Here is a 22,032-nt window from a genome sequence, read left to right on the forward strand (position 1 = left end):
GCGCCGTCGGAGGCGACCTGGCCGGGGGCGCCGTTGCCGGTCTGGGTCAGCCCGGACTGTCCGGCCACCTGGTCGGGGTCGAGGCGGGAGCCGCAGGCCGCGAGGGCCAGCACGAGTCCGGCCACGGCGACGACGCCGCTCGCACGGCGTCGGCTGGGTCGGGGGGTGCGTGCCACGGGTGCCTCCAAAAACTAGAACAGGTTTCTGTTCTAACGATTATCACGTCGAAAGGTGATGCGGGACACACTGCAACCTACTGGTCGGGGACTGAGATGGTTACCGGTTGGTAGGGGTCGGACGCCTGGTCTGGTCCGGTGCCGCGAGGGCCTCGCAGGGCCCCGTTCCGCCGCGAGACCCCCCGGGGGATCCTCACCCGCAGGGAGGGCGGAGGGCGGCCGCCGTCAGTCGGACGGGGCGCTCAGCGCGGCGTAGGAGCCGGCCGTCCAGGTGCCGTCGGTGTCGAGCTGGACGGGCTGCACGCCCACCGGCCGGCCGTTCCGATAGGTGAGCAGCGTCAGCCCCGCGGCCCGCCGCGGCTTGGTGCCCAGCGCGATGGCGTAGGCCGCGCCGCCCGTGGTGCCGTTGGTGTAGCTCCAGCCGATCGACCCGTTCTCGCCGACGACCGCCTCGGGCCCGCGCTGCACGTGGAGGTGCCCGCCGACGACGAGGTCGACGCAGCCCCGCGCGAGGGCGTCGCGGCCCAGCCGGGCGTCGTGCACGAGCATCGTCGAGATGCGCTCGGGTGCCGCGCAGGCGGCGTCGGCCAGGCGCTGGCGGACCTCGTCGAAGCTCAGGCCCTTCTCGTCGCGCCAGCTGCCCAGGCCGCTGGCCCGTGGATCGCCGACGCCGAGCAGCGGCCCGCCCCAGGCGGTGTCGACGACGTCGCCGTCGAGCACCCGCCAGCCGTGGTCGCCGAGGTAGGTGCCGACGAACGGGCCGTTGTCATGGTTGCCCGTCACCGCATAGCGGGCCCGCGCGACGGGGCCGTCGTCGAAGGCGGCGGTGAGGGAGTCCAGCGAGAAGGCCTCCCACTCCTTGCCCGCGGAGGTGTCGTCGCCGGCGTCGAGCACCACCGTGGCGCCGGCGGTGTCGGCCAGGGCCCGGGCGACGGCGTCCATCTGCACGTTGTCGTGGCGGTCGGAGACCAGGAGCGCGACGGTCTCGCCCTCCTCGGGGCGCCGGACGTCCAGGTCGGCGACGGACGTGGCGGCGGCGCGGTAGAAGGTGCGGCTGCGGTCGTAGGTGTCGATGGCCGAGCGCACCAGCCGCTCGGTCTGCCGGGTCGTGACGTCGCCGCTGACCTCGAGGGCGTCGAGGCCGTCGGGCACCGGCACGTCGGGCCCGAGGACCTGCGCGAGCGGCACCCACGAGCGCTGCGCGGCGTCGGTCTCCTCGCTCCACGGCTGCCAGACCAGCAGGCCGCCGACGAGCACCAGCATGACGACGCCCGCACCGCGCCGGGTGCGCATCCGAGCGAGCAGCTCGCCTCGCCTCGCCGCGCCCAGCGCCGCCCAGGCGCCCAGCGGCACCAGGGCCAGGACGCCGCCGCGCAGCGCGCTGTCGTAGAGCAGATCGCCCAGTGCCTCGCGCACCCGGGCCTCGGCGCCCTCGGGCGAGGAGGCGATGAGGGCGTAGCGCTGCACGAGCTCGTCGGTGGTGGCCACGTCGGTCTTGCCGAGCGTGACCTCGACGCCCACCCGTGAGCCCGCGGGCAGGCGCAGGTCGGGCAGCACCGGGCCGGTGCGCACCACGACGTCGCCGCGCAGCGTCGGGCGGACGACGGCGTCGTGCCCGGCCAGCGTCGTCTCCCGGCTGCCGCCGAGGAACAGGACCGCGGTCAGGACGAGCGCGCAGCCCAGCCACGCCGCCACCGCGGCGAGCCGCCGGCCGGTGGGGCGTGGGAGGGAGCGCGCACGCTCGGCGAGGGCCAGCCTCAGCTGCGCGCCTGACCGATCGCGTAGAGCGCCACGCTGGCGGCGACGCCGGCGTTGAGCGACTCGACCTGGTTGGCCATCGGGATCGAGACCAGCTGGTCGCAGGTCTCGGCCACCAGGCGGGAGAGGCCGTTGCCCTCGGAGCCGACGACGAGCACCAGCGGGCCGGTGGCGAGGTCGAGGTCGGGCAGCGACACCTCGCCGTCGGCGGCCAGGCCGACGACCATGCAGCCGGCGTCCTGGTAGGCCTTCAGCTGACGGGTGAGGTTGCCGGCCTGCGCCACCGGGATGCGGGCGGCCGCGCCGGCGCTGGTCTTCCAGGCGCTGGCGGTCATGCCGGCCGCGCGGCGCTCGGGGATCACGACGCCGTGGGCGCCGAAGCCGGCCGCCGAGCGCACGACCGCACCGAGGTTGCGGGGGTCGGTGATGGAGTCGAGGACGACGATCAGCGGCTTCTCGCCCATCTCGGCGGCGCGCTCGAGGAGGTCGTCGGGGTGGGCGTACTCGTAGGCCGGGATGCGGGCGGCCAGGCCCTGGTGGACCGCGCCGCCGGTGAGCCGGTCGAGCTCGCCGCGGCCGACCTCGAGCAGCGCGATGCCGCGGTCGGCGGCGATCGCGAAGGCCTCGCGCAGCCGGCCGTCGCGCTCGGCGCCCTCGGCGACGTACACGGCGTTGGCCGGGACGCCCTCGCGCAGCGCCTCGACCACCGGGTTGCGTCCGGCGATCCACTCGGCGTCGCCGCTGGAGCGTCGCTTGGGCCGCTGGCCGGCCTTGCGGGCCTCGGCCTGGGCGGCCTTGTAGGCCTTGTGGTTGGGCCGCTCGTGCGCCTTCGGCGTCGGGCCCTTGCCCTCCAGGCCGCGGCGGACGCGTCCGCCCGATCCGGCCGTCGGGGCCTTGTTGGTCTTGCGGATCGCGCCCTTGCGCTGGCTGTTGCCGGCCATCAGCCGATGCTCCACTTCGGTCCGTCGGGGGTGTCGGTGATCTCGATCCCGGCCGCCTTGAGGCGGTCGCGGATCGTGTCGGCGGCGGCGAAGTCCTTCGCCGCCCGGGCCTCGGCGCGCTGCTCGAGCAGGCCGGCCACGAGGACGTCGACGGCGGCGGTGAGCCGCTCGTCGTCACCGCCGGTGCCGCCCCAGGCGGGGTCGGCGGGGTGCAGTCCGAGCACGTCGAGCATCGCCATGATCGCGCCGGCGACCGCGCGGGCCCCGGCGTCGTCGCCCTCGGCGAGCAGGCGGTTGCCCTCGCGGACGTGCTCGTGGACGACGGCCACTGCGGCGGGGGTGCCGAGGTCGTCGTCCATGGCGGCGACGAAGGCCTCGGGAAGCTCCGCCGGAGCCGCCGCGGCGTCGGCGGAGCCGGCGCGCTCGAGGAGGTGCTCGATGCGTCGGAACCCGACGGCGGCCTCCTCCAGCGCCTCGAAGGAGAACTCGACGTGGCTGCGGTAGTGGGCCGCGACGACGTAGTAGCGCAGCTCGATGCCGCGGAAGCGCTCGAGCACCGCCGGGATGGTGAGGCTGTTGCCCAGCGACTTGCTCATCTTCTCGCCGGCCGTGGTGATCCAGGCGTTGTGCATCCAGAACCGCGCGAAGCCGTGGCCGGCCGCGCGCGACTGGGCCTGCTCGTTCTCGTGGTGGGGGAAGCGCAGGTCGACGCCGCCGCCGTGGATGTCGAAGGTCTCGCCGAGGTACTTCCCGGCCATCGCCGAGCACTCGATGTGCCAGCCCGGGCGACCGCGGCCCCACGGGCTGGGCCACGAGGCGGTGGCGGGCTCGGAGTCCTTGCGGCCCTTCCACAGCGCGAAGTCGCGCGGATCGCGCTTGCCGCGCGGGTCGGCGTCCTGGGCGGCCTCCATGTCGTCGATGCCCTGTCGGGTCAGCTCGCCGTAGGCCGGGAAGGAGCGGACGTCGAAGTAGACGTCGCCGGACCCGTCGGCGGCCGGGTAGGCGTGGCCGCGCTCGATGAGCAGCTCGATCAGCTCGAGCATCTCCGGCACGTGGCCGGTGGCCAGCGGCTCGTAGGTGGGCGGCGCGACGTTGAGGGCGGCATAGGCGGCGCTGAGCTCGCGGTGCATGAGCGCGGCGTGCTCGTACCAGTGCCGGTCGGCCTCGGCGGCCTTGGCGAGGATCTTGTCGTCGATGTCGGTGACGTTGCGGACGAAGTCGACCCGCAGGCCCGAGCGCTCCAGCCAGCGGCGCAGGACGTCGAAGTTCACCGCCGAGCGCACGTGCCCGACGTGGGGCTCGCCCTGCACGGTGAGGCCGCAGACGTAGACGCTCGCGTGACCGGGGCGGACCGGCTCGAAGGCGCGGACCTCTCGGGCGGCGGTGTCGTACAGGCGCAGGCTCACCCGCCGATCCTAGTGGCGATCGGCGTCGTGACCGGCATCGTGCGCCCGGGACCGGGCTCGAGGCTGGGCGCGGATCAGGCGTTCGCGGTGAAGTCGACCCGGTGCAGGCCGGTGGCGCCGTCGGGCAGGACGTCGCGCACCACCGCGGTCTGCACCTGGCCGTCGGCGTCGACGGCCCGCACCGTGACCATGTGGTCGCCGGCGTCGGCCTGCACCGTCGTCGACCACTGCACCCAGCTGTCGACGCCGGGCACCGAGCCGAGGGTGGCGCGCTGCCACGGGCCGCCGTCGAGGGACACCTCGACCGCCGAGATGCCGGTGTGCTGCATCCACGCGGCGCCGGCGACGACGACGTCGCCGGCCGGCACGCCCTCTCCCGAGCGCGGGACGTCGATGCGCGAGGCGATCTTGACCGGCCCCTTCTCGCCCCAGCCGCGCTGGGTCCAGTAGGCGTCGACCTGGTCGAAGCGGGTGACCTCGAGGTCGACGACCCACTTCGTGCCCGAGACGTAGCCGTAGAGGCCGGGGACGAGGGTGCGCACCGGGAAGCCGTGGTCGACGGTGAGCGGCTCGCCGTTCATGGCCAGGGCGAGCATGGCGTTGCGGTCGTCGGTGAGCGCGGCCAGCGGGGTGCTGCAGTTCCAGCCGTCCTTGGAGGTCTGCAGGACGCAGTCGGCGTCGGGGCTGACGCCGGCCTCGGCGAGGATCGGGGCCAGCCGGACGCCGCTCCACCAGGCGTTGCCCACGAGGGTGCCGCCGACCTCGTTCGAGACGCAGTTGAGGGTGATCCAGTCCTCGGTGATGTCGCGAGCGGCGAGGTCGTCGTAGCGCAGCGTGATCTCGCGCTCGACCATGCCGTGGATGCGCAGGCTCCAGTCGGCCGGGGCGATCGTCGGCGGCGTGAAGGCGGTGTGGATCAGGTAGAAGTCGTCGACGGGCGTCTGCCACGGCGGCAGGTCGGCGACGTCGGGGTGGGCGCCGCGCGGGACCGACGGGCGGGTGACGCCCTCGAGCCGCAGCATCCGCCGCGCCTCCTCGACGCGCTGTCGGCCCCGGCCGGCCACGCGTCCGACCGCGCCGGCGACGACCGCCCCCGCGGCCAGCGCCGCGGCGCGCAGCAGCACGACGCGGCGGGTCTGGCCCTGCTCCTGCGCGGCGAGGGCGGGGTCGTGCTCGCGGGCGACGTCGAGGCGTCGCAGCGGCTCGACCGCCCAGCCGAGCCCGACGCTCCACACCAGGAAGCCGGCCAGGATCGGCAGCTGGTCGGTCGCGCCGGCGCCGGAGCGAGTGGCCAGGGCCAGGCCGCCGACGGCGGCGAGCACCAGGAAGCCGGTGAGCATGAGGCCGGTGTGACGCCGCGCGAGGACGCCGAGGCCGGCGAAGACCGCCACCAGCACCACGAGGATGCCGCCGAGCAGCACCTGCTTGTCGTGATGCTGGAAGGCCTGGATGGCCCACTCGACGACCGGGCCCGGCGTGAGCCGGATGACGGAGTCGGCGACCGCGGAGACCGGGTCGGCGTCGAGGGACAGCAGGCTCGAGACGAGGTAGGCCGCGCCGAGCCCGGCGACGCCGGTGGCGACGCCGGCCAGCGCCCAGCCCTGCACGGCCTCGCGCTCGGGCGCCTGCGCTGCGTCGGGACGTTCCTGGGTGGTGCTCACGCCTCGATTCTGCCTCGGACATGATGAGCGCGTGGCTGCCTCTCCGTCCCACCCCTCCCGCCCCGCCCTGCCCCTGGTCGGCATCGGCACCGACGTGCACCGCCTCGCCGACGGCGTCGCCATGCACCTGGCCGGTCTGGCCTGGCCCGAGGAGAGCGCCGGGCTGGAGGGGCACAGCGACGGCGACGTCGCCGCCCACGCCGCCTGCGACGCCCTGCTCTCCGCCTGCGGGCTGGGCGACCTCGGCTCCAACTTCGGCACCTCCGAGCCGCAGTGGGCCGGCGCGTCCGGCGCCGCGCTCCTGGCCGAGACCGCCCGCCGGGTGCGCGCCGCCGGCTTCGAGATCGGCAACGTCGCCGTCCAGGTCATCGGCAACCGCCCCCGCCTCGGCCCCCGCCGCGCGGAGGCCCAGGCCGCCCTCGCCGCCGCCCTCGACGCCCGCGTCACCCTCTCCGCCACCACCACCGACGGCCTGGGCCTGACCGGCCGGGGCGAGGGCGTCGCCGCGATCGCCACCGCGCTGGTGGTCCCGGCGGCGACCTAGAAGTTCCCCGGTCAGCAGGGGAACTTCTCGATGGTCAGGGAAAGTTGGGGCCCGTTTCGCCCAAGTTCCCCTGACCAATCCCCCGCGAACTAACCGGACACGATGTCGCGGTAACCCTCGACGACGGGCCTCGACGCGGCTACCGTGAGGTCGCTCACCCCACCGAGGACAGCCGTACCCGCAGGAGCCCGCCATGGCCAAGACGACCCATCGCCTCACCACGCACGACGGGCTGGGGCTGCACGTCACCACCTACGGACGTCCCGACGCCGACGTCGTCGTGGTCCTCGCGCACTGCTGGACCGCCGACGAGGAGGACTGGCACTACCAGGTGAGCGACCTGCTGGCCGCCTACGGCGCCGACGTCCGCATCGTCACCTGGGACCACCGCGGTCACGGTCACTCCGACGCCGCTCCCGAGCGCGACTGCACCATCGAGAACCTCGCGGTCGACCTCGGACTCGTGGTCGACACGTTCGCTCCCACCGGCCGGCTGGTCGTGGCGGGCCACTCGATCGGCGGCATGACGATGACCGCGCTGCCGCAGGTGCGTCCCGACCTGATCGACCGCATCGCCGCGCTGCTGTTCGTCTCGACCTCGGCCGGCGAGCTCGACACCGTCACCCTCGGCCTGCCCGACCTGGGACCGCGCCTGCGCGGCCGGATCCCGGCGCTCCTCGCCACGCGCGCACGGCTGTACTCGCGCGCCAACCGCCGTCGCACCCCCACGATCGAGCGGCAGGTCGTGAACCGGTTCCTCTTCGGCGCTCCGCTGCGTCCGCGTGACGCCGGCCTGGTCGTCGACCAGATCATCAACTGCCCGCCGGCCACGATGTCGGGGTTCTACCGCGACTTCATGACCCACGAGCGCGCCGCCGACCTCAAGGCCTACGACGGCATCCCGACGCGCGTGCTCGTCGGCACCCGCGACCTGCTGACGCCGCCGCACCACGGGCGTCGCCTGGCGGCGTCGATCCTCGGGGCGCGGTTCATCGTCGAGCCGAACGCCGGGCACATGCTCCCCCTGGAGCGCCACGAGCTCGTGACGGGCCAGCTGCTCGAGCTGGTCGAGCAGACCCGCGCGGGCGTCGAGTCGGCCCGGGCGGCTCAGACCGCGTAGGCGGCGAGCTCGCCGGCCAGCGACTCGCTGGCGTGGCCGCTGACGATCGATCCGTCCGCGGTGTGCTCGATGCTGTCGATCTCGCCGTGCTGGTGGAGCCGGTTGACGAGGTCGCCGCGCTCGTAGGGCAGCAGCACGTGGAAGGGCACCGACGGCCGCGGCAGCTCGCCCTCGATGAGCGCCAGCGCCTCCTCGATCCCCTCACCGGTGTGCGCGGAGACGACGACGCTGTGCGGCTCACGGGCCCGCAGGCGGGCGATGACGAGGGGGTCGGCGAGGTCGGCCTTGTTGATGACGATCAGCTCGGGGATCTCGGTGACGCCGATGTCGGCGAACACCTCCCGCACCGCCGAGATCTGGCCCTCGGGGTCGGGGTGCGAGCCGTCGACGACGTGCAGCACGAGGTCGGCGTCGGCGACCTCCTCCAGCGTCGAGCGGAACGCCTCGACGAGCTGGTGGGGCAGGTGCCGGACGAACCCGACGGTGTCGCTGACGGTGTAGACGCGGCCGTCGCTGGTGGTGGTGCGGCGGGTGGTGGGGTCCAGCGTCGCGAAGAGGGCGTCCTCGACGAGCACGCCGGCCCGGGTGATGCGGTTGAGCAGCGAGGACTTGCCGGCGTTGGTGTAGCCGGCGATCGCGACCGAGGGGATCTGGTTGCGACGGCGCTCGGAGCGCTTGGCGTCGCGGGTGACCTTCATCTGCTTGAGCTCGCGGTTGAGCTTGGCGATCTTGGTGTTGATGCGACGGCGGTCGGTCTCGATCTTCGTCTCACCGGGGCCACGGCCACCGATGCCGGCGCCGCCGGCGACGCGTCCACCGGCCTGACGCGACAGGTTGCCGCCCCAGCCGCGCAGGCGCTGCTTCATGTAGCTCAGCTGCGCGAGCTCGACCTGCGCCTGGCCCTCGCGGCTCTTCGCGTGCTGGGCGAAGATGTCGAGGATCAGCGCGGTGCGGTCGACGACCTTGACCTTGAGCCGGTCCTCGAGGTTACGCAGCTGGCTCGGCGCGAGCTCGCCGTCGCAGATGACGGTGTCGGCGCCGGTGACGCGGACGATCTCCTGCAGGCCCTCGACCTTGCCGCGGCCGATGTAGGTGGCCGGGTCGGGGCTCTGGCGACGCTGGTAGATCGCCTCGAGCACCTCCGAGCCGGCGGTCTCGGCCAGCAGCGCGAGCTCGGCGAGGGAGTTCTCGGCGTCGGCGATGCTGCCCTCGGTCCACACGCCGACCAGCACCACGCGCTCGAGCCGCAGCTGGCGGTACTCGACCTCGGTGATGTCCTCGAGCTCGGTGCGCAGCTGGGCGACGCGGCGCAGCTGGTGGCGCTCGGCGAGCTCCATGGCGCCGACGGTGGGGTCCTCCTCGGGATCCGGCTCGTCGGCGTAGCCCGAGACGAAGCCGTCGTCCTCGAGGGCGTCGTCGGCGTCGTCGGCGTCGAGGTCGGTCTCGTCGAGGGTGGCGGCGTCGAGGGGCTCGTCGGAGGCGTCCCAGGCGGCGGTGGCGGCCAGCTCGGCGTCGAGGGAGAAGTCAGGTGCGTTGCTCATACGCCTGCCAGCCTAGGTCGGCCCGCTCCCCCGCGCGAGCGGTTAAGCCGTGGGCGGACGCCGCGGCGGGCGTCCGACCGCGCATCAGGTCAGGGAGAACTGGACGTTGTCAGGGGCAACTTCCCCTGACAACGTCCAGCTTCCCCGGATATCCGGGGAAACTGCCCCGGCCCGGAGACGACACGACCCCCGCCCTGGCGGACGGGGGTCGGGCGACGCGGGGCGTCAGGGTCGGGTCACTTCGGGGGCATCCGGATGCCGCCGTCGACGCGGATGACCTCGGCGTTCATGTAGGAGTTGGTGATGGTCTCGACGACCATCGAGGCGAGCTCGGCGCCGGTGCCCAGGCGCTTGGGGAAGAGCACGTTGGAGCCGAGGTTGGCCTTGAACGCGTCGGCGGCCTCGCCCTCGCCGTAGATCGGGGTGTCGATGAGGCCGGGGGCGACGGTGTTGAGGCGGATGCCGGAGGCCGACAGGTCGCGGGCCACCGGGAGGGTCATGCCGACGACGCCGCCCTTGGAGGCGGAGTAGGAGGCCTGGCCGATCTGACCGTCGAAGGCGGCGACGGAGGCGAGGTTGCAGATGGCGCCGCGGCAGCCGTCGGCGTCGGGCTCGTTGCGGCTCATCGCGGTGGCGGCGATGCGGGTCATGTCGAAGGTGCCGATCAGGTTGATCGCGATGACCTTGCTGAACGCCTCGAGGGAGTGCGCGGAGTCGTACTGGCCGTCGCGACCGATGGTGCGCTGGGCCCAGCCGATGCCGGCGGAGTTGACGACGGCCCGCAGCGGAGCGATCTCGACGGCGGCGTCGACGGCCGCGGTGATCTGCTCGGTGTTGGTGACGTCGACCTGGGCGAAGACGCCGCCGATCTCGGCGGCGAGGGCCTCGCCCTTCTCGGCCTGCAGGTCGGCGACGACGACGACGGCGCCGCGCTCGGCGAGGAGGCGGGCGGCCGCGGCGCCGATGCCCGACGCCCCGCCCGTGACGATGGCAGTGGATCCGGTGATGTCCATGGCCGGAGCATAGCGACCTCGACAGTGATGGTGTCACGGTCGGGACGCGTGGGACCTCAGAGGCTGGTGACGCCCTCCGCGACGATCACGGCGGGGCCGGTCATCAGCACGCGACCGGCGGCGGTCCAGGCGATCTCGAGGGTGCCGCCGGGCAAATCGACGCGGTAGCCGACCTCCTCGCCCTCGGCGCGTCCGTCGGCCACGGCCGCCGCGACCGCCACCGCGCAGGCACCGGTGCCGCAGGAGCGGGTCTCGCCCGAGCCGCGCTCGTGCACCCGCATCGCGACGTGCCGCTCGCCGCGGCGCACCACGAACTCGACGTTGACGCCGTGGGGGTAGACCGAGGGGTCGTGGGTCGGCGCCTCCAGCAGCGGGCCGACGGGGCCGGCGGGGTCGAGGGAGTCGACGAACGCGACGGCGTGCGGGTTGCCCATGTCGACGTGGCGGGCCGACCACGTCAGGTGGCCGACGGAGACGGCCGTCTCCCCCAGCACCCGCGGCACGCCCATGTCGACGCGCAGCCGCTCGCCCACGACGTCGATGGTCTTGACGCCGTCGCGGGTGGCCACGGGGATCGGGGCCTCGGCGGCCACGAGACCGGCGTCGATCAGGTGCCGGGCGAAGACCCGGATGCCGTTGCCGCACATCTCCGAGACCGAGCCGTCGGCGTTGCGGTAGTCCATGAACCAGGGCGCCTGCGCGGCGAGGTGGGCGACCTCCGCGACCGCCTCGGTGCGCACGACCCGCAGGACGCCGTCGCCGCCGAGGCCCGCGCGCCGGTCGCACAGCGCGCGCACCCGGGCGGCGTCGAGCCGGCCGTGGCGCGCGGCGTCGTGGTCGGGCAGGAGCACGAAGTCGTTCTGCGTGCCGTGGCCCTTGAGGAAGGGGTAGGCCTCGGGGCTCACGAGCGGTAGAGCCCGTCGGCGTAGGAGGGGCCGTAGTAGGCGTCGAGCTCCTCCAGCGGGACGTCGCTGGCCTCGACCTCCTGGGCGATGACGGCCCGGCGCGGCACCGACGCCTCGGGGTCCCAGGTCTCGGGGTCCCACAGCTCGCTGCGCAGGAACGCCTTGCTGCAGTGGAAGAGCACCTCCTCGACGTCGACCACGAGCGCCAGGATCGGCCGGTGGCCGCGGACGACCATGTCGTCGAAGAACGGCGCCTCGGAGACGATGCGCGCCCGGCCGTTGACCCGCAGGGTGTCGCCGCGGCCGGGGATGAGGAAGACCAGCCCGACGTGCGGGTTCTCCAGCACGTTGAGGAACCCGTCGACGCGACGGTTGCCCGGCCGCTCGGCGATGGCGAGGGTGCGCTCGTCGATGACGTGGGTCAGCCAGCCGACGGGGTCGCCCTTCGGCGAGGCGTCGCAGCGGCCCTGGGCGTCGGCGGTGGCGAGCACGCAGAACGGGGAGGCGGCCAGCCAGTCGCGGTGCACCGGCAGGAGGTCGCCGCGGACCTTGTCGCGCACCCGGTCGATCGGGGTGCCGATGATCGCGCGGAGGGCCTCGACGCTGTCGACGACCTGCTCCTCCCCGGCGGTGGGGTGGGCGGCGGTGGCGGGGCTGGTCATGGACGCAACGGTAGTGCCGGTCGGACCACCAGCGCCGATCCACCGCCCCGACGCGACGGCTCGGCGACGGCGGTGAGGCGGCGGCCGTCGATCTCGATGCCGGTGGCGGCGCCGATCTCGCGCGATCCGGGCTTGCCGTCGCCGACGAGCACGAACCGGTGCCCGAGGGCCTCCAGGCCGGCGCCGTAGCGGTCGAGGAAGGCCTGCTCGGCCGGCGCCGTCGCGGCGTTGGGCTGGGTGACGCGCGGGTCGGCGATCGACTCCAGCAGGGAGAGGCGCCGGTCGAGGCGGTCGACGAGCACCTGCGCGACGGTGGTGATGATCGTCGAGCCGCCCGGGGAGCCGACGGCGAGCACCGGACGGCCGTCGTCGAGGACGATCGTGGGCGCCATCGAGCTGCGCGGCCGCTTGCCGGGCGCGAGCCGGTTGGGGTCGGCCGCGTCGTAGACGAGGCTGAAGTCGGTGAGCTCGTTGTTGAGCAGGAAGCCGCGGCTGGGCACGACGATGCCCGAGCCGCCGGTCTGCTCGATGGTGAGGGTGTACTCGACGACGTTCCCCCAGCGGTCGACGACGGTGAGGTTGGTGGTCTCGACGTTCTCGTGGTCCTCGGCCCGCTGCCCGGTGGCCGCGGCGCAGCCACCGGAGCCGTCCAGCGCGCCGGCCGCGACCGGCTTGGTGGAGGCGGCGAGCGGATCGATGGTGCAGTCGCGCTGCGCGGCGAAGGCGTCGGAGAGCAGGACGTCGTCGGGCACGTCGACGAATCGGCGGTCGCCGACGTAGGCGGCACGGTCGGCGAAGGCGCGGGCGCTGGCCTCGATGAACAGGTGGAGGACGCCGGTGTCGGGCAGGGTGCGCAGGCGGTGCCGCTCGAGGATGTTCAGGATCTCGCCGACCGTGGAGCCGCCGCTGGACGAGCCGCCCATGCCGTAGACGTCGAGGCCGCGGTAGCCGACGCGGGTGGGCGGCGGGCTGGTGACGCGGTACGCGCGGAGGTCGGCGGTGGAGAGGTGGCCGCGCGGCACCGGCAGCGTGGTGCCGGGGGCGATCGGCGGGCGACGCACGGCACGCACGACCTCCTCGCCGAGGCGTCCGCGGTAGAGCGGGGCGGTGCCCTGGCGCTGCAGCAGGCGGTAGGTGCGGGCGAGATCGGGGTTGCGGAAGCGCGAGCCCACGGCCGGCGCCTTCCCGCGAGGCAGGAACAGCCGGCGGGTGGAGGTGAAGGCCGAGAAGCGGTCCTGGTTGGCCACGACCTGGTCGTGGAAGGTCTGGTCGACGACGAAGCCGCGCGCGGCCAGGCGGGCCGCGGGCGCCAGGGAGGCGCTCAGCGAGCGCGAGCCCCAGCGGCGCAGCGCCTCCGACCAGGTGGCGAGCGTGCCGGGCGTGCCGACCGAGACGCCGCTGGTGACCAGCTCGGGGCTGAGCCGGTAAGGCTTGCCCGTGGCGGGGTCGACGAAGGCGTCGGTGGGGATGGTGGCCGGCGCGGTCTCGCGGCCGTCCAGGGTGCTGACGCGACCCGTGCGGGCGTCGCGGTAGACGAGGTAGCCGCCTCCCCCGATGCCGGCGCTGAACGGCTCGGTGACGCCGAGCGCGGCGGCCATCGCGACGGCGGCGTCGACGGCGTTGCCGCCGCGGGCCAGCACGTCGCGGCCGATGCGGGAGGCGTCGAGGTCGACCGAGGCGACGGCCCCGCCCGTGCCGCGTGCCAGCGGCTGCTTGACCGCCTGCGGGCCACCGGTGCCGGAGCCGTGGGAGGAGTCAGCCCGCGGGGAGTCGGCCAGCGCCGGGGAGCCGGCCAGGGCGGCGCCGAGCAGGAGCGGCGTCAGCGCGAGGAGCGCGCGGGAGGGGCGGTGCAGAGGGGACACGGGATGCGCCTTTCGCCGAGATCGAAGGGTGCCGACCACCCTGCACCCGGCCACCGACAGTCCGGCTCACCCGGCCGACGGACCCCCGCGGACGGCCTCGACGGCGGCGAGCGCCTGCGTGAGGCGGTCGGGGTCGTCGTGGCGCACCCACACGATGCGGGGGTCCTTGCGGAACCAGGAGTCCTGGCGCCGGGCGAAGCGGCGGGTGGCGGCGGCGATGCGCTCGCGGGCGGCGTCCTCGTCGATCTCCCCGGCCAGCAGCGCGACGACCTCGCGGTAGCCGATGGCCGCGGACGCCGTGCGGGAGTCGGCGAGGCCGGCGTCGAGGAGCCGCTCGACCTCGGCGACGAGCCCGGCGTCGAACATCGCGGCCACCCGCTGCTCGATGCGGGCGTCGAGGGTGGGCCGGTCGATGTCGACGCCGATCTGCACCGTCGCGGGGTCGGCGTACTCCAGCTGCGGCAGGGAGGCGCTGAACGGGCGGCCGGTGATCTCCACGACCTCGAGCGCACGGACGACGCGGCGGCCGTTCTCGGGGATGATCCGGGCCGCGGCCTCGGCGTCGACGTCGGCGAGCCGGGCGTGGAGGGCGGGCGCGCCGATCCGCTCCAGCTCGACCTCGAGCCGGGCGCGCACCGCCTCGTCGGTGCCGGGGAACTCGAAGCGGTCGAGGATCGCGCGGGTGTACAGCGCCGAGCCGCCGACGAGCACCGGCACCGCGCCGCGCCCCCGCAGCTCGCGGACGCAGGCCCGCGCGCGCTCCTGGAACTCCGCGACCGTCGCCGGCTCGGAGACCTCGAGGAGGTCGAGCAGGTGGTGGGCGACGCCGCGGCGCTCGGCGGGCGGGAGCTTGGCGGTGCCGACGTCCATGCCGCGGTAGACCTGCATGGCGTCGGTGTTGACGATCTCCCCGCCCAGCGCCTCGGCGAGGTCCAGGGAGAGCGCGGTCTTGCCCGACGCCGTCGCCCCGACGACGGCGACCACCGGCACGGCGGACGCCACCCGCTCGGGCGGCTCGGGGGCTTCGGACATGTGGCTAGTGTGGCAATCCGCCGGCCCACCCATGCGGCCGGCTCGACTTCGGGAGTGGGAGATGGGCTTCCTCGACAGGCTGGACAAGAAGCGGATCGAGCAGGCGAGGGCCAAGCTCACCGAGGCCGTCGACAAGCACGGCGACAAGATCGCCGGCGGCATCGACAAGGCCGCCCAGGCCGCCGACAAGCGCACCGGCGGCAAGCACCACTCGAAGATCGCCCAGGCCTCCGCGAAGGCCAAGGAGGGCCTCTCGAAGCTGGAGTCCGACGAGAAGCGGCGCACCGACGGCGGCCCCACCTCGTGACGGCCCCCGTCCCGGAGGAGGAGCGCGGCGACTCGCTGCCCACCGACCTCGACCCTCCCGGCGAGCACGACGGCGAGCTGCCGTCGCCCGACGACGCCGAGAACCCCGACGCCGCGGCGCAGCGCGACGAGGCCGGCACCACCGACGGCGAGCCCAGCCAGTGACCGTGACCGCGGCGGAGCGCCGATGATCCAGGGCCGCTACGCCGTCGTCCCCGCCTCCTACGTGCTCCTGCTGCGCGGCGCACCGGAGGACGCCGGCGGCACCGAGGTGCTGCTGCAGCTGCGTCAGAACACCGGCTTCATGGACGGCCACTGGGCCTCCGCGGCGGCCGGGCACCTCGAGGCCGGCGAGACCGGCTACGACGCCGCGGTCCGCGAGGCCCGCGAGGAGCTCGGCATCGGGCTCGACCCCGCCGACGGCCTGGAGTTCCTCACCGCGATGCAGCGCCGCCGCGGCGAGGAGGAGATCGAGCAGCGCCTCGACCTCTTCTTCACCGCCCGCCGCTGGGACGGCGAGCCGCACGTCGTCGAGACCCGCAAGGCCGCCGAGATCCGCTGGTGTCGCCTCGACGCGCTCGACGACCTGCCGGGGCCCGTCGTCCCCCACGAGCGGTACGTGCTCGACGGCCTGCGCGCCGGCACGCTCCCCCCGTACTCGACGTTCGGATTCGAGACCGCCACCGCCGAAGGAGCCCCCGCATGAGCGACGCAGAGCAGGCCCACCCGCCGATCGGCGACCTGCCCGAGCCGCAGGTCGAGACCCCCGAGCTGCACCCGGGCGGCCCCGACGCGATCGAGGACGTCGACCCGCACCCCGTCGTCCCGGAGCTGCCGCCGGAGCACAACCCGGCCGTCGACGCCGCCCCCGCGGAGACCCGCGAGGGCGAGGACACCTCCACCGAGGCCACTGAGTCCGCCGACGGCGAGGCCGTCACCGACGCCGCCGAGGAGTCCCCGGCCTGACGCCGGCCCGCCTCGCCTCGCACTCGGAGGTCAGAGGCGGGTGACGTCCAGCCGCGTCTCGACGGCGCGGTCGCCCTCGCGGACGATGCGGTACGCGCCCGCGCCGTCGCGCTCGGCGTAGGCGCCGACCATCTCGGTGCCGCGGTAGAGCAGGCCGACGCCGTCGTCGGTGGCGAAGCCGTCGGGCAGGGTGCCGTCGGCGACGCAGCGCTGCAGCAGCGGACGCCGCTGCTCCTCGCCGTCGTAGTGGACGCCGTTGCTGTAGGGCAGCAGCCCGAGGCCGTCGTCGATGGGCCTCAGCTCGGGGCCGAAGGAGTCGGTGGGGCCGCCGACGTGCCAGCAGATCGAGCCCGCCGAGACGCCCGTGAGCACCACGCCGGCCTCCCAGGCGGCGCGCATCGCGTGGTCGACGCCGTGGAGGCGCCACATCGCGAGCAGCCCGGCAACGCTGCCGCCCCAGACCCACACGACGTCCTGCTCGAGCAGGTGGGCGGTGATGTCGTCGACGTTCGGCATCGTGAACAGGGCCAGGTGGCTGGCGTCGAAGCCGCGCTCCTGCGCCATGGCGTACCAGGCGGCGAGGGTGCCGGAGTCGTCGCCGCAGGCGGTGGCGACGAAGGTGACCTTGGGGGCGCGGCCCTCGACGCCGGAGAGGTCGACGGCGAGGTCGGTCAGGGGGGCGACCGACCAGCGCCCGCGTCGGCCGGCGCGCGCACCGCCCGACGTGGCCAGGATGGTGGGGGAGTCAGCAGGCATGGCTCGACCCTAGGTAAGGAGATCTCTCGGGCGCCATCGGGGGTGCTGCGACGTCAGCCGCAGGCGGGGGCGGGCGGCAGCGGCGCGGGGACGCCGACGGTCGGCATCCCCAGCCCCACGGACGCCGTCGAGCCGGCCGGAGCAGCGGTGCGCGCGGCCCAGGCGTCGCCCGAGCGAGTGCGGCGCACGCCGTGGACGCGGTCGGCGACGAGGTGGTGCGGGGCGGCGTAGGTGATCTCCGCGGTGACGACGTCGCCGGGACGCACGGGGGCGTCGAGGCCCTCGGGCACGGCGAGGTGGACCAGGCGGTTGTCGGGGGCGCGGCCGGAGAGGCGCGCGGTCTCGGCGTCCTTCTTGCCCTCCCCCTCGGCGATCATCACCTCGACGGTGCGGCCGACCAGCGCCTTGTTCTCCTCCCACGCGATCGCGTTCACGAGCTCGACGAGCCGGCCGTAGCGGTCCTTCACGACGGCGGGGTCGATCTGGTCGGGCAGGTCGGCGGCCGGGGTGCCGGGACGCTTGGAGTACTGGAAGGTGAAGGCGCTGGAGAACCGGGACGCCTCGACGACGCGCAGCGTCTCGGCGAAGTCCTCCTCGGTCTCTCCGGGGAAGCCGACGATGATGTCGGTGGTGATCGCGGCGTGCGGGATGGCCGCGCGCACCCGCTCGATGATCCCGAGGTAGCGCTCGGCGCGGTAGCTGCGGCGCATCGCCTTCAGCACGCGGTCGGAGCCGGACTGCAGCGGCATGTGCAGGCTGGGCATGACGTTCGGCGTCGCGGCCATCGCCTCGATGACGTCGTCGGTGAACTCCGCAGGGTGCGGGCTGGTGAACCGCACCCGCTCGAGGCCCTCGATGTCGCCGCAGGCGCGCAGGAGCTTGGAGAAGGCCTGCCGGTCGCCGAACTCGACGCCGTAGGCGTTGACGTTCTGACCCAGCAGCGTCACCTCGCTGACGCCCTCGGCCACCAGCGCCTCGATCTCGGCGAGGATCTCACCGGGACGCCGGTCCTTCTCCTTGCCCCGCAGGCTCGGGACGATGCAGAAGGTGCAGGTGTTGTTGCACCCGACGCTGACGCTCACCCACGCCGCGTACGCCGACTCCCGGCGCGTCGGCAGGGTGCTCGGGAAGACCTCGAGGGACTCCAGGATCTCGACCTGCGCCTCCTCGGCCACCCGCGCACGCTCCAGCAGCACCGGCAGCGAGCCGATGTTGTGGGTGCCGAACACGACGTCGACCCACGGCGCCCGCTCGGTGATCGTCGCGCGGTCCTTCTGCGCCAGGCAGCCGCCGACGGCGATCTGCATGCCCGGGTGCGCGGCCTTCACCGGCGCCAGGTGGCCGAGGTTGCCGTAGAGCTTGTTGTCGGCGTTCTCGCGCACCGCGCAGGTGTTGAACACGACGACGTCGGCCTGCTCCCCCGTCGCCGCCTTCGCGTAGCCCGCGTCCTCCAGCAGACCGCCGAGACGCTCGGAGTCGTGGACGTTCATCTGGCACCCGTAGGTGCGGACCTCGTAGGTGCGGGGCTGCATGGTGCTGGCGTCGGTCGTCATGGCCCGTCAAGGGTACGAGCGGGCAGCGCTCATCGCAGAACCCAGCACGAGAGACTGCTCCCCACGGCAACCGACGCCCGACGACGGGCGTCCCACGGCCACCACCGGCGAGGAGGATCAGATGGCGCGAGCGAGCTCACCACGACCCGGGCGTCCGCGCGCGCTGCTGATGGCACTGGGCGTCCTTGCGCTCGTCGTCGGCGGGGTGCTGGCCTGGACGCTGCTGCCGCCGCGGCAGCAGGCCGACGTGCCGATGCCGGCCGACGACGCCGCGCCGGAGCAGGTCGTCGCGGCCTACCTGCAGGCGCTCGACGCCCACGACTGCGACACCGCGCGGGCGCTGACCACCGATCGCCTGCGGGCGAGCGCATCGTCGTGGTGCGAGGACCTCGCCGGGCTGAGCGACGTCGACGTGCGGGGCACCGCGCCGGTCGGCGCGGACGCCCTCGGGGCGGGGGTCGCGGCCACCTTCGACCTCGACTGGCGCCCCTTCCACGGCGACGGCTCGATGCCCGAGGGGCCGACGACGTGGGGCTTCGAGCTGGTGCGCACCGCACCCGACGCCCCGTGGCGGCTCGACACCGAGGGCACCGGCTGAGTCAGGCCGAGAGGAACGCCGCGATCATCGCGTTCGCGGCGGGCGACTCCTCGAAGTACTGGTGCCGCAGCCCGCTGAGCAGCAGCAGCGAGGAGTCGGCGATGCCGGCGCGGAGGATCTCGGCGTTGCGGGCGTCGGTGACGCCGTCGTCGGTGCCGTGGACGACGAGCGTCGGCGCGGTGATGCGCGGGAGGGCGTCGGCGCCGTCGTGGGCCGAGCTCATCGCCATCTGGCGGGCGAAGGCGGCGTCGTCGTGGGCGGCGGGCACGGCGCGGTCGGCGATCTCGGGGTGCGCCACGAGGTGGGCCGGGGCGTAGGAGAGCTCGAGGGCGGCGCGCAGGTCGCCGGAGGCGAACGCGGCGGTGGCCGCGGCCGGGCGCGGGACGCCGTGGGCGTCGCCGACGGTCGAGGCGCCGAGCACCAGGCGCGTGACGCGGTCGGGGTGATCGGCGGCGACCCACTGGGCGATGCGTCCCCCGAGCGAGTGCCCGTAGACGGCGACCCGCTCGAGACCGAGGTGGTCGAGCACGGCGATGACGTCGCCGGCGGTGTCGCGGGTCGTCCAGCCCTCGGGCGCCGGGGAGGACTCGCCGATGCCGCGGTGCTGGAGCCGAACGACGCGGAATCCGGCCAGCGACGCGAGGACGGCGTCCCAGACGGTGTGGTCGGCGCCGAGCCCGGGCAGCAGGACGACGGCGGGAGCCTGGCCGCCGGAGGACGGCTCGAGCACCTCGTGCCAGAGGTGGGCGCCGTCGGTGGCGCGGGCCAGGCCGTCCCGAGTGGTCATGCGACCCAGAACCGCGACGACGCGCGGCCGATTCCCCTCCAGGGGAGCCGGCCGCGCGTCGTGACGGCGTGGTGCGTCAGAGGGTGCAGAGGCGGGCGCGGTCCTGGCGGCCGCCGACGACCGGGGTGACGGCAAAGCGGCAGGAGTCGTAGCCGCGGGCCTCGACGATCTCGCGCACCTGGTGCCAGGTGATGCCCTGGAGCTGGGGGGTGCGGGAGAGGACGAAGCCGGACTGGCGGTCGGGGTCGCCGACGATCGCGAAGGAGTAGTCGGGCGCCAGGTAGGTGATGACGTAGTTCGGCTTGGAGGTGTCGCCGAAGCTGGGGATGAAGTCGAACTTCACGCGCAGCTGGGCGTTGGTGGCCGGGTCGAGGACGTCGGCGCGGCCCTTGACCGAGCTGTCGAAGCCGAGCGGGGTGCGGCAGGTGTTGACGACGCTGATGGTGTCGGCGTCGACCGCGGTGTAGACGGCGCGGGAGTTGCGCGAGCACTGGGCCTGGTAGATCTGCGGGATCGCGGCGACCTGCTCCCAGCGGCCGACGTAGCGGCTGAGGTCGACCGAGGACACCGGCTGGAGCGGCTCGGCGGTGGTGGCGGCCTGCGCGGGAGCGCCGCCGACGGCCACGAGGCCGGCGGCGAGCGTGGCGAGGACGGCCGCGGCGGCGGCGAGACGGGGACGCATGCGGGACATGAGCTCAAGACCTTTCCGAGATGGAACCTTCTGACCATCGTTCGGGGCCTGCGGGCGTCCGGAGGGATCCGAAGGGGTGGGCGGGGCCGGATCGGCTCCGGACGCGTCGACGCCCCCGCACGATCGGGAGGATCGAGCGGGGGCGCCGGGGGGACGTCGGGGCGGACGTCGGGACTGGTCAGGCCTGCGCGGCGGTCGGGGTCCTCGCGGGCTTCGGGGTGACCCACAGCCGGATGACGCCCTCGATGACCACGGTGCCGTCGTCACGGACGCCCTTGACGCGGACGGGGACGTCGGGGTCGTCGCCGGTCCACTGGGCGGCGTCGGTCTCGGCGATGCAGGTGATGTCGCTGGTGGCCTTGGCGGTGTAGGACACCTCCATCCCCTTGGGGATCCAGCGCTTGTCGCTGGGGATGGTGACCTCCGCGAGCGCGCCCATGGCGGCCTCGAGGCCGTTGCACAGCGCGATCGCGTGCACGGTGCCGAGGTGGTTGTGCACGCCGCGGCGCTTGGGGATCACGAGCTCGGCCCGGTTGGGCTCCACCACGGTGAAGCGCGGCCGGATCGTCGCGAAGTACGGGGCCTTCTGGGAGAAGGCGAGGGAGAAGACGCGCTTGCCGACGCTCGCGCCGACCACCGGGAGGGTGGTCGTGGTGCGCCACAGGGAGAGGACCTGACTCATGGCGTCAGATTACTCGTGGGTAACTTCTGTGGTCAACGCCGGGAGTCGCCGACCTCTCCCCGGAGCTCAGGCCACCGAGAGCAGGAGGCGCTCGAGGGCGGCGATCTCGTCGGCGTCCAGGCCCTCGGGGTCGGCCAGGCGCGCGCGCATCTGCGCGGCGACGAGCGCGAGGGCGGCGCGGTCGAGGGCGCGGACGACGGCCCGCAGCTGGTTGACGACGTCCTCCGGCTCCCGGGCCTCCTCGACCATGCGCAGGACGCCGGCCAGCTGGCCCTGGGCGCGCTTGATGCGGTTGGCGACCGGGACGATCTCGGGGGGAAGCTCGCTGCTCACGACGGGTCCTTCGGGTGCGACGGACCGACGGCGGGGGGTGGGCCGGCGGACCGCAGGCGGGCGGGGGAGGCGAGCCGCGAGACGACCATCCGGGCCCCGAGCCCCGAGGACGACCGATCGCGGTCACTGCTGGCGAGGATCCCCCGCCGAGCATGCGCTTCGCAAGGGAATCGCGGATCCGGCGCGTCGCGCCTGGCGGCACGCTCACCCCCCAGGGCGAGTGGCGGACGCCGGACGACGGGGCCCGGCCGGGCCTCAGGCGGACCCGAGAGCCGCCGGGAGCCGCCGGGAGTCCTAGAGACCCTCGCGGGACTGGCCCAGGAAGCTGCGCGCCATCTGCAGGGCCTCGGCGTGGCTGGTCATCTCGGTGACGATCGCGCGGCCGGCCCAGGCGAAGCGGATGGTGGGACCGTTGACCCGCACCGACTCCAGCATCGGCCAGGGCACGAAGTCGACGGAGTAGTCCGCGGGCCGCTCCCCCGCACGGCCCTCGACCTGGACGAACTCGACGTGCACGAGCGCCTCGGGCAGGGCCGCGAGCAGCAGCAGCGGACGACGTCCGCGGTTGCGCACCAGGTGGGGGTAGGGACGCGCGGCGCTGCCGCGGGCGCGGACCATGCGCTGAACGTCCTCGGGGATGCCGGGGTCGTCGAGCAGCCCGGGGCGCTCGGGCTCCTCGGCGGCGCTCCCGGCGTCGCTGGCGGCCTCGCCGTCCCGGCGTCCGAACCGGCTCATGGGC

General features: G+C 74.3%; 24 protein-coding genes. 7 read left to right on the forward strand and 17 right to left on the reverse strand.

Annotated elements, in window-relative coordinates:
* Nucleotides 1-401 precede the first annotated feature (401 nt).
* The 4 genes from ACZDWJ_RS15200 to ACZDWJ_RS15215 form a co-directional block, all read right to left on the reverse strand.
* The gene (locus ACZDWJ_RS15200; protein WP_463522145.1) at nt 402-1,871 is read right to left on the reverse strand and encodes a metallophosphoesterase family protein; all 1,470 of its coding nucleotides are present in this window, start codon (nt 1,869-1,871) and stop codon (nt 402-404) included.
* A 62-nt stretch (nt 1,872-1,933) separates the two neighbouring features.
* Nucleotides 1,934-2,875 (reverse strand): 23S rRNA (guanosine(2251)-2'-O)-methyltransferase RlmB, encoded by a 942-nt coding sequence (gene rlmB, locus ACZDWJ_RS15205; protein ID WP_463522147.1) that lies wholly within the window; start codon nt 2,873-2,875, stop codon nt 1,934-1,936.
* A complete protein-coding gene (gene cysS / locus ACZDWJ_RS15210; RefSeq protein ID WP_463522149.1) occupies nt 2,875-4,281 on the reverse strand; it encodes a cysteine--tRNA ligase in 1,407 nt (468 codons plus the stop codon). Before cysS ends, rlmB begins: the two co-directional genes overlap by 1 nt.
* Before the next feature lie 74 nt (nt 4,282-4,355).
* Complete coding sequence (locus ACZDWJ_RS15215; RefSeq protein ID WP_463522151.1) at nt 4,356-5,942, reverse strand: molybdopterin-dependent oxidoreductase; 1,587 nt, start codon at nt 5,940-5,942, stop codon at nt 4,356-4,358.
* 31 nt (nt 5,943-5,973) lie between these two features.
* Between ACZDWJ_RS15215 and ispF the strand changes: the two genes are divergently transcribed.
* Nucleotides 5,974-6,486, forward strand: coding sequence for a 2-C-methyl-D-erythritol 2,4-cyclodiphosphate synthase (gene ispF / locus ACZDWJ_RS15220; protein WP_463522153.1), 513 nt, complete (start codon nt 5,974-5,976; stop codon nt 6,484-6,486).
* A gap of 193 nt (nt 6,487-6,679) precedes the next feature.
* Entirely contained in the window at nt 6,680-7,606 is a 927-nt protein-coding gene (locus ACZDWJ_RS15225) for an alpha/beta fold hydrolase (protein ID WP_463522155.1), read from the forward strand.
* On the opposite strand, the gene hflX is transcribed toward ACZDWJ_RS15225, so the two are convergent.
* The 6 genes from hflX to miaA form a co-directional block, all read right to left on the reverse strand.
* Entirely contained in the window at nt 7,594-9,147 is a 1,554-nt protein-coding gene (gene hflX / locus ACZDWJ_RS15230; RefSeq protein WP_463522157.1) for a GTPase HflX, read from the reverse strand. The genes ACZDWJ_RS15225 and hflX overlap by 13 nt on opposite strands.
* A gap of 236 nt (nt 9,148-9,383) precedes the next feature.
* On the reverse strand, nt 9,384-10,160 hold the full coding sequence (locus tag ACZDWJ_RS15235; protein WP_463522159.1) for an SDR family NAD(P)-dependent oxidoreductase: 777 nt from the start codon (nt 10,158-10,160) through the stop codon (nt 9,384-9,386).
* A gap of 56 nt (nt 10,161-10,216) precedes the next feature.
* Nucleotides 10,217-11,065, reverse strand: a complete 849-nt coding sequence (gene dapF, locus ACZDWJ_RS15240; protein WP_463522161.1) for a diaminopimelate epimerase — start codon at nt 11,063-11,065, stop codon at nt 10,217-10,219.
* Entirely contained in the window at nt 11,062-11,727 is a 666-nt protein-coding gene (locus tag ACZDWJ_RS15245) for a pyridoxamine 5'-phosphate oxidase family protein (protein WP_463522163.1), read from the reverse strand. The genes dapF and ACZDWJ_RS15245 overlap by 4 nt, the downstream gene beginning before the upstream one ends.
* A complete protein-coding gene (gene ggt / locus ACZDWJ_RS15250; protein ID WP_463522165.1) occupies nt 11,724-13,589 on the reverse strand; it encodes a gamma-glutamyltransferase in 1,866 nt (621 codons plus the stop codon). The genes ACZDWJ_RS15245 and ggt overlap by 4 nt, the downstream gene beginning before the upstream one ends.
* 66 nt (nt 13,590-13,655) lie before the next feature.
* Nucleotides 13,656-14,621 carry a tRNA (adenosine(37)-N6)-dimethylallyltransferase MiaA gene (gene miaA, locus ACZDWJ_RS15255; protein WP_463522167.1) on the reverse strand — a complete coding sequence of 322 codons (966 nt, stop codon included), beginning with the start codon at nt 14,619-14,621 and terminating at the stop codon, nt 13,656-13,658.
* Nucleotides 14,622-14,682: 61 nt separating this feature from the next.
* Here miaA and ACZDWJ_RS15260 point away from each other — a divergent pair, with 61 nt between their 5' ends.
* From ACZDWJ_RS15260 to ACZDWJ_RS15275, 4 genes are read left to right on the forward strand one after another with little or no spacing between them, the layout of a single operon-like run.
* Complete coding sequence (locus ACZDWJ_RS15260; protein ID WP_463522169.1) at nt 14,683-14,928, forward strand: antitoxin; 246 nt, start codon at nt 14,683-14,685, stop codon at nt 14,926-14,928.
* Nucleotides 14,925-15,092: a hypothetical protein gene (locus ACZDWJ_RS15265; protein WP_463522171.1), complete on the forward strand. Its 168-nt coding sequence runs from the start codon at nt 14,925-14,927 to the stop codon at nt 15,090-15,092. The genes ACZDWJ_RS15260 and ACZDWJ_RS15265 overlap by 4 nt, the downstream gene beginning before the upstream one ends.
* 22 nt (nt 15,093-15,114) lie before the next feature.
* Nucleotides 15,115-15,633, forward strand: a complete 519-nt coding sequence (locus ACZDWJ_RS15270) for an NUDIX domain-containing protein (RefSeq protein WP_463522173.1) — start codon at nt 15,115-15,117, stop codon at nt 15,631-15,633.
* Nucleotides 15,630-15,893: a hypothetical protein gene (locus tag ACZDWJ_RS15275; protein WP_463522175.1), complete on the forward strand. Its 264-nt coding sequence runs from the start codon at nt 15,630-15,632 to the stop codon at nt 15,891-15,893. The genes ACZDWJ_RS15270 and ACZDWJ_RS15275 overlap by 4 nt, the downstream gene beginning before the upstream one ends.
* Nucleotides 15,894-15,923: 30 nt before the next feature.
* Here the strand turns inward: ACZDWJ_RS15275 and ACZDWJ_RS15280 are convergent, their stop codons facing one another.
* Nucleotides 15,924-16,649 (reverse strand): Type 1 glutamine amidotransferase-like domain-containing protein, encoded by a 726-nt coding sequence (locus ACZDWJ_RS15280; protein WP_463522177.1) that lies wholly within the window; start codon nt 16,647-16,649, stop codon nt 15,924-15,926.
* Nucleotides 16,650-16,702: 53 nt separating this feature from the next.
* Entirely contained in the window at nt 16,703-18,202 is a 1,500-nt protein-coding gene (miaB, locus tag ACZDWJ_RS15285; RefSeq protein WP_463522179.1) for a tRNA (N6-isopentenyl adenosine(37)-C2)-methylthiotransferase MiaB, read from the reverse strand.
* A 121-nt stretch (nt 18,203-18,323) separates the two neighbouring features.
* On the opposite strand from miaB, the gene ACZDWJ_RS15290 reads away from it, so the two are divergent.
* The gene (locus ACZDWJ_RS15290) at nt 18,324-18,800 is read left to right on the forward strand and encodes a hypothetical protein (protein WP_463522181.1); all 477 of its coding nucleotides are present in this window, start codon (nt 18,324-18,326) and stop codon (nt 18,798-18,800) included.
* 1 nt (nt 18,801) lies between these two features.
* On the opposite strand, the gene ACZDWJ_RS15295 is transcribed toward ACZDWJ_RS15290, so the two are convergent.
* The 5 genes from ACZDWJ_RS15295 to ACZDWJ_RS15315 all read right to left on the reverse strand — a co-directional run bounded on the left by ACZDWJ_RS15295 (nt 18,802) and on the right by ACZDWJ_RS15315 (nt 22,028).
* On the reverse strand, nt 18,802-19,587 hold the full coding sequence (locus ACZDWJ_RS15295; protein ID WP_463522183.1) for an alpha/beta fold hydrolase: 786 nt from the start codon (nt 19,585-19,587) through the stop codon (nt 18,802-18,804).
* A 76-nt stretch (nt 19,588-19,663) separates the two neighbouring features.
* Entirely contained in the window at nt 19,664-20,269 is a 606-nt protein-coding gene (locus ACZDWJ_RS15300) for a lipocalin family protein (RefSeq protein ID WP_463522185.1), read from the reverse strand.
* 187 nt (nt 20,270-20,456) lie between these two features.
* Nucleotides 20,457-20,960 (reverse strand): hotdog fold domain-containing protein, encoded by a 504-nt coding sequence (locus tag ACZDWJ_RS15305; protein WP_463522187.1) that lies wholly within the window; start codon nt 20,958-20,960, stop codon nt 20,457-20,459.
* 66 nt (nt 20,961-21,026) lie between these two features.
* Nucleotides 21,027-21,293, reverse strand: coding sequence for a metal-sensitive transcriptional regulator (locus ACZDWJ_RS15310; protein WP_463522189.1), 267 nt, complete (start codon nt 21,291-21,293; stop codon nt 21,027-21,029).
* A gap of 294 nt (nt 21,294-21,587) precedes the next feature.
* A complete protein-coding gene (locus ACZDWJ_RS15315) occupies nt 21,588-22,028 on the reverse strand; it encodes a hypothetical protein (protein WP_463522191.1) in 441 nt (146 codons plus the stop codon).
* Nucleotides 22,029-22,032 lie beyond the last annotated feature (4 nt).

It is taken from the genome of Nocardioides sp. B129/18, assembly GCF_055282735.1.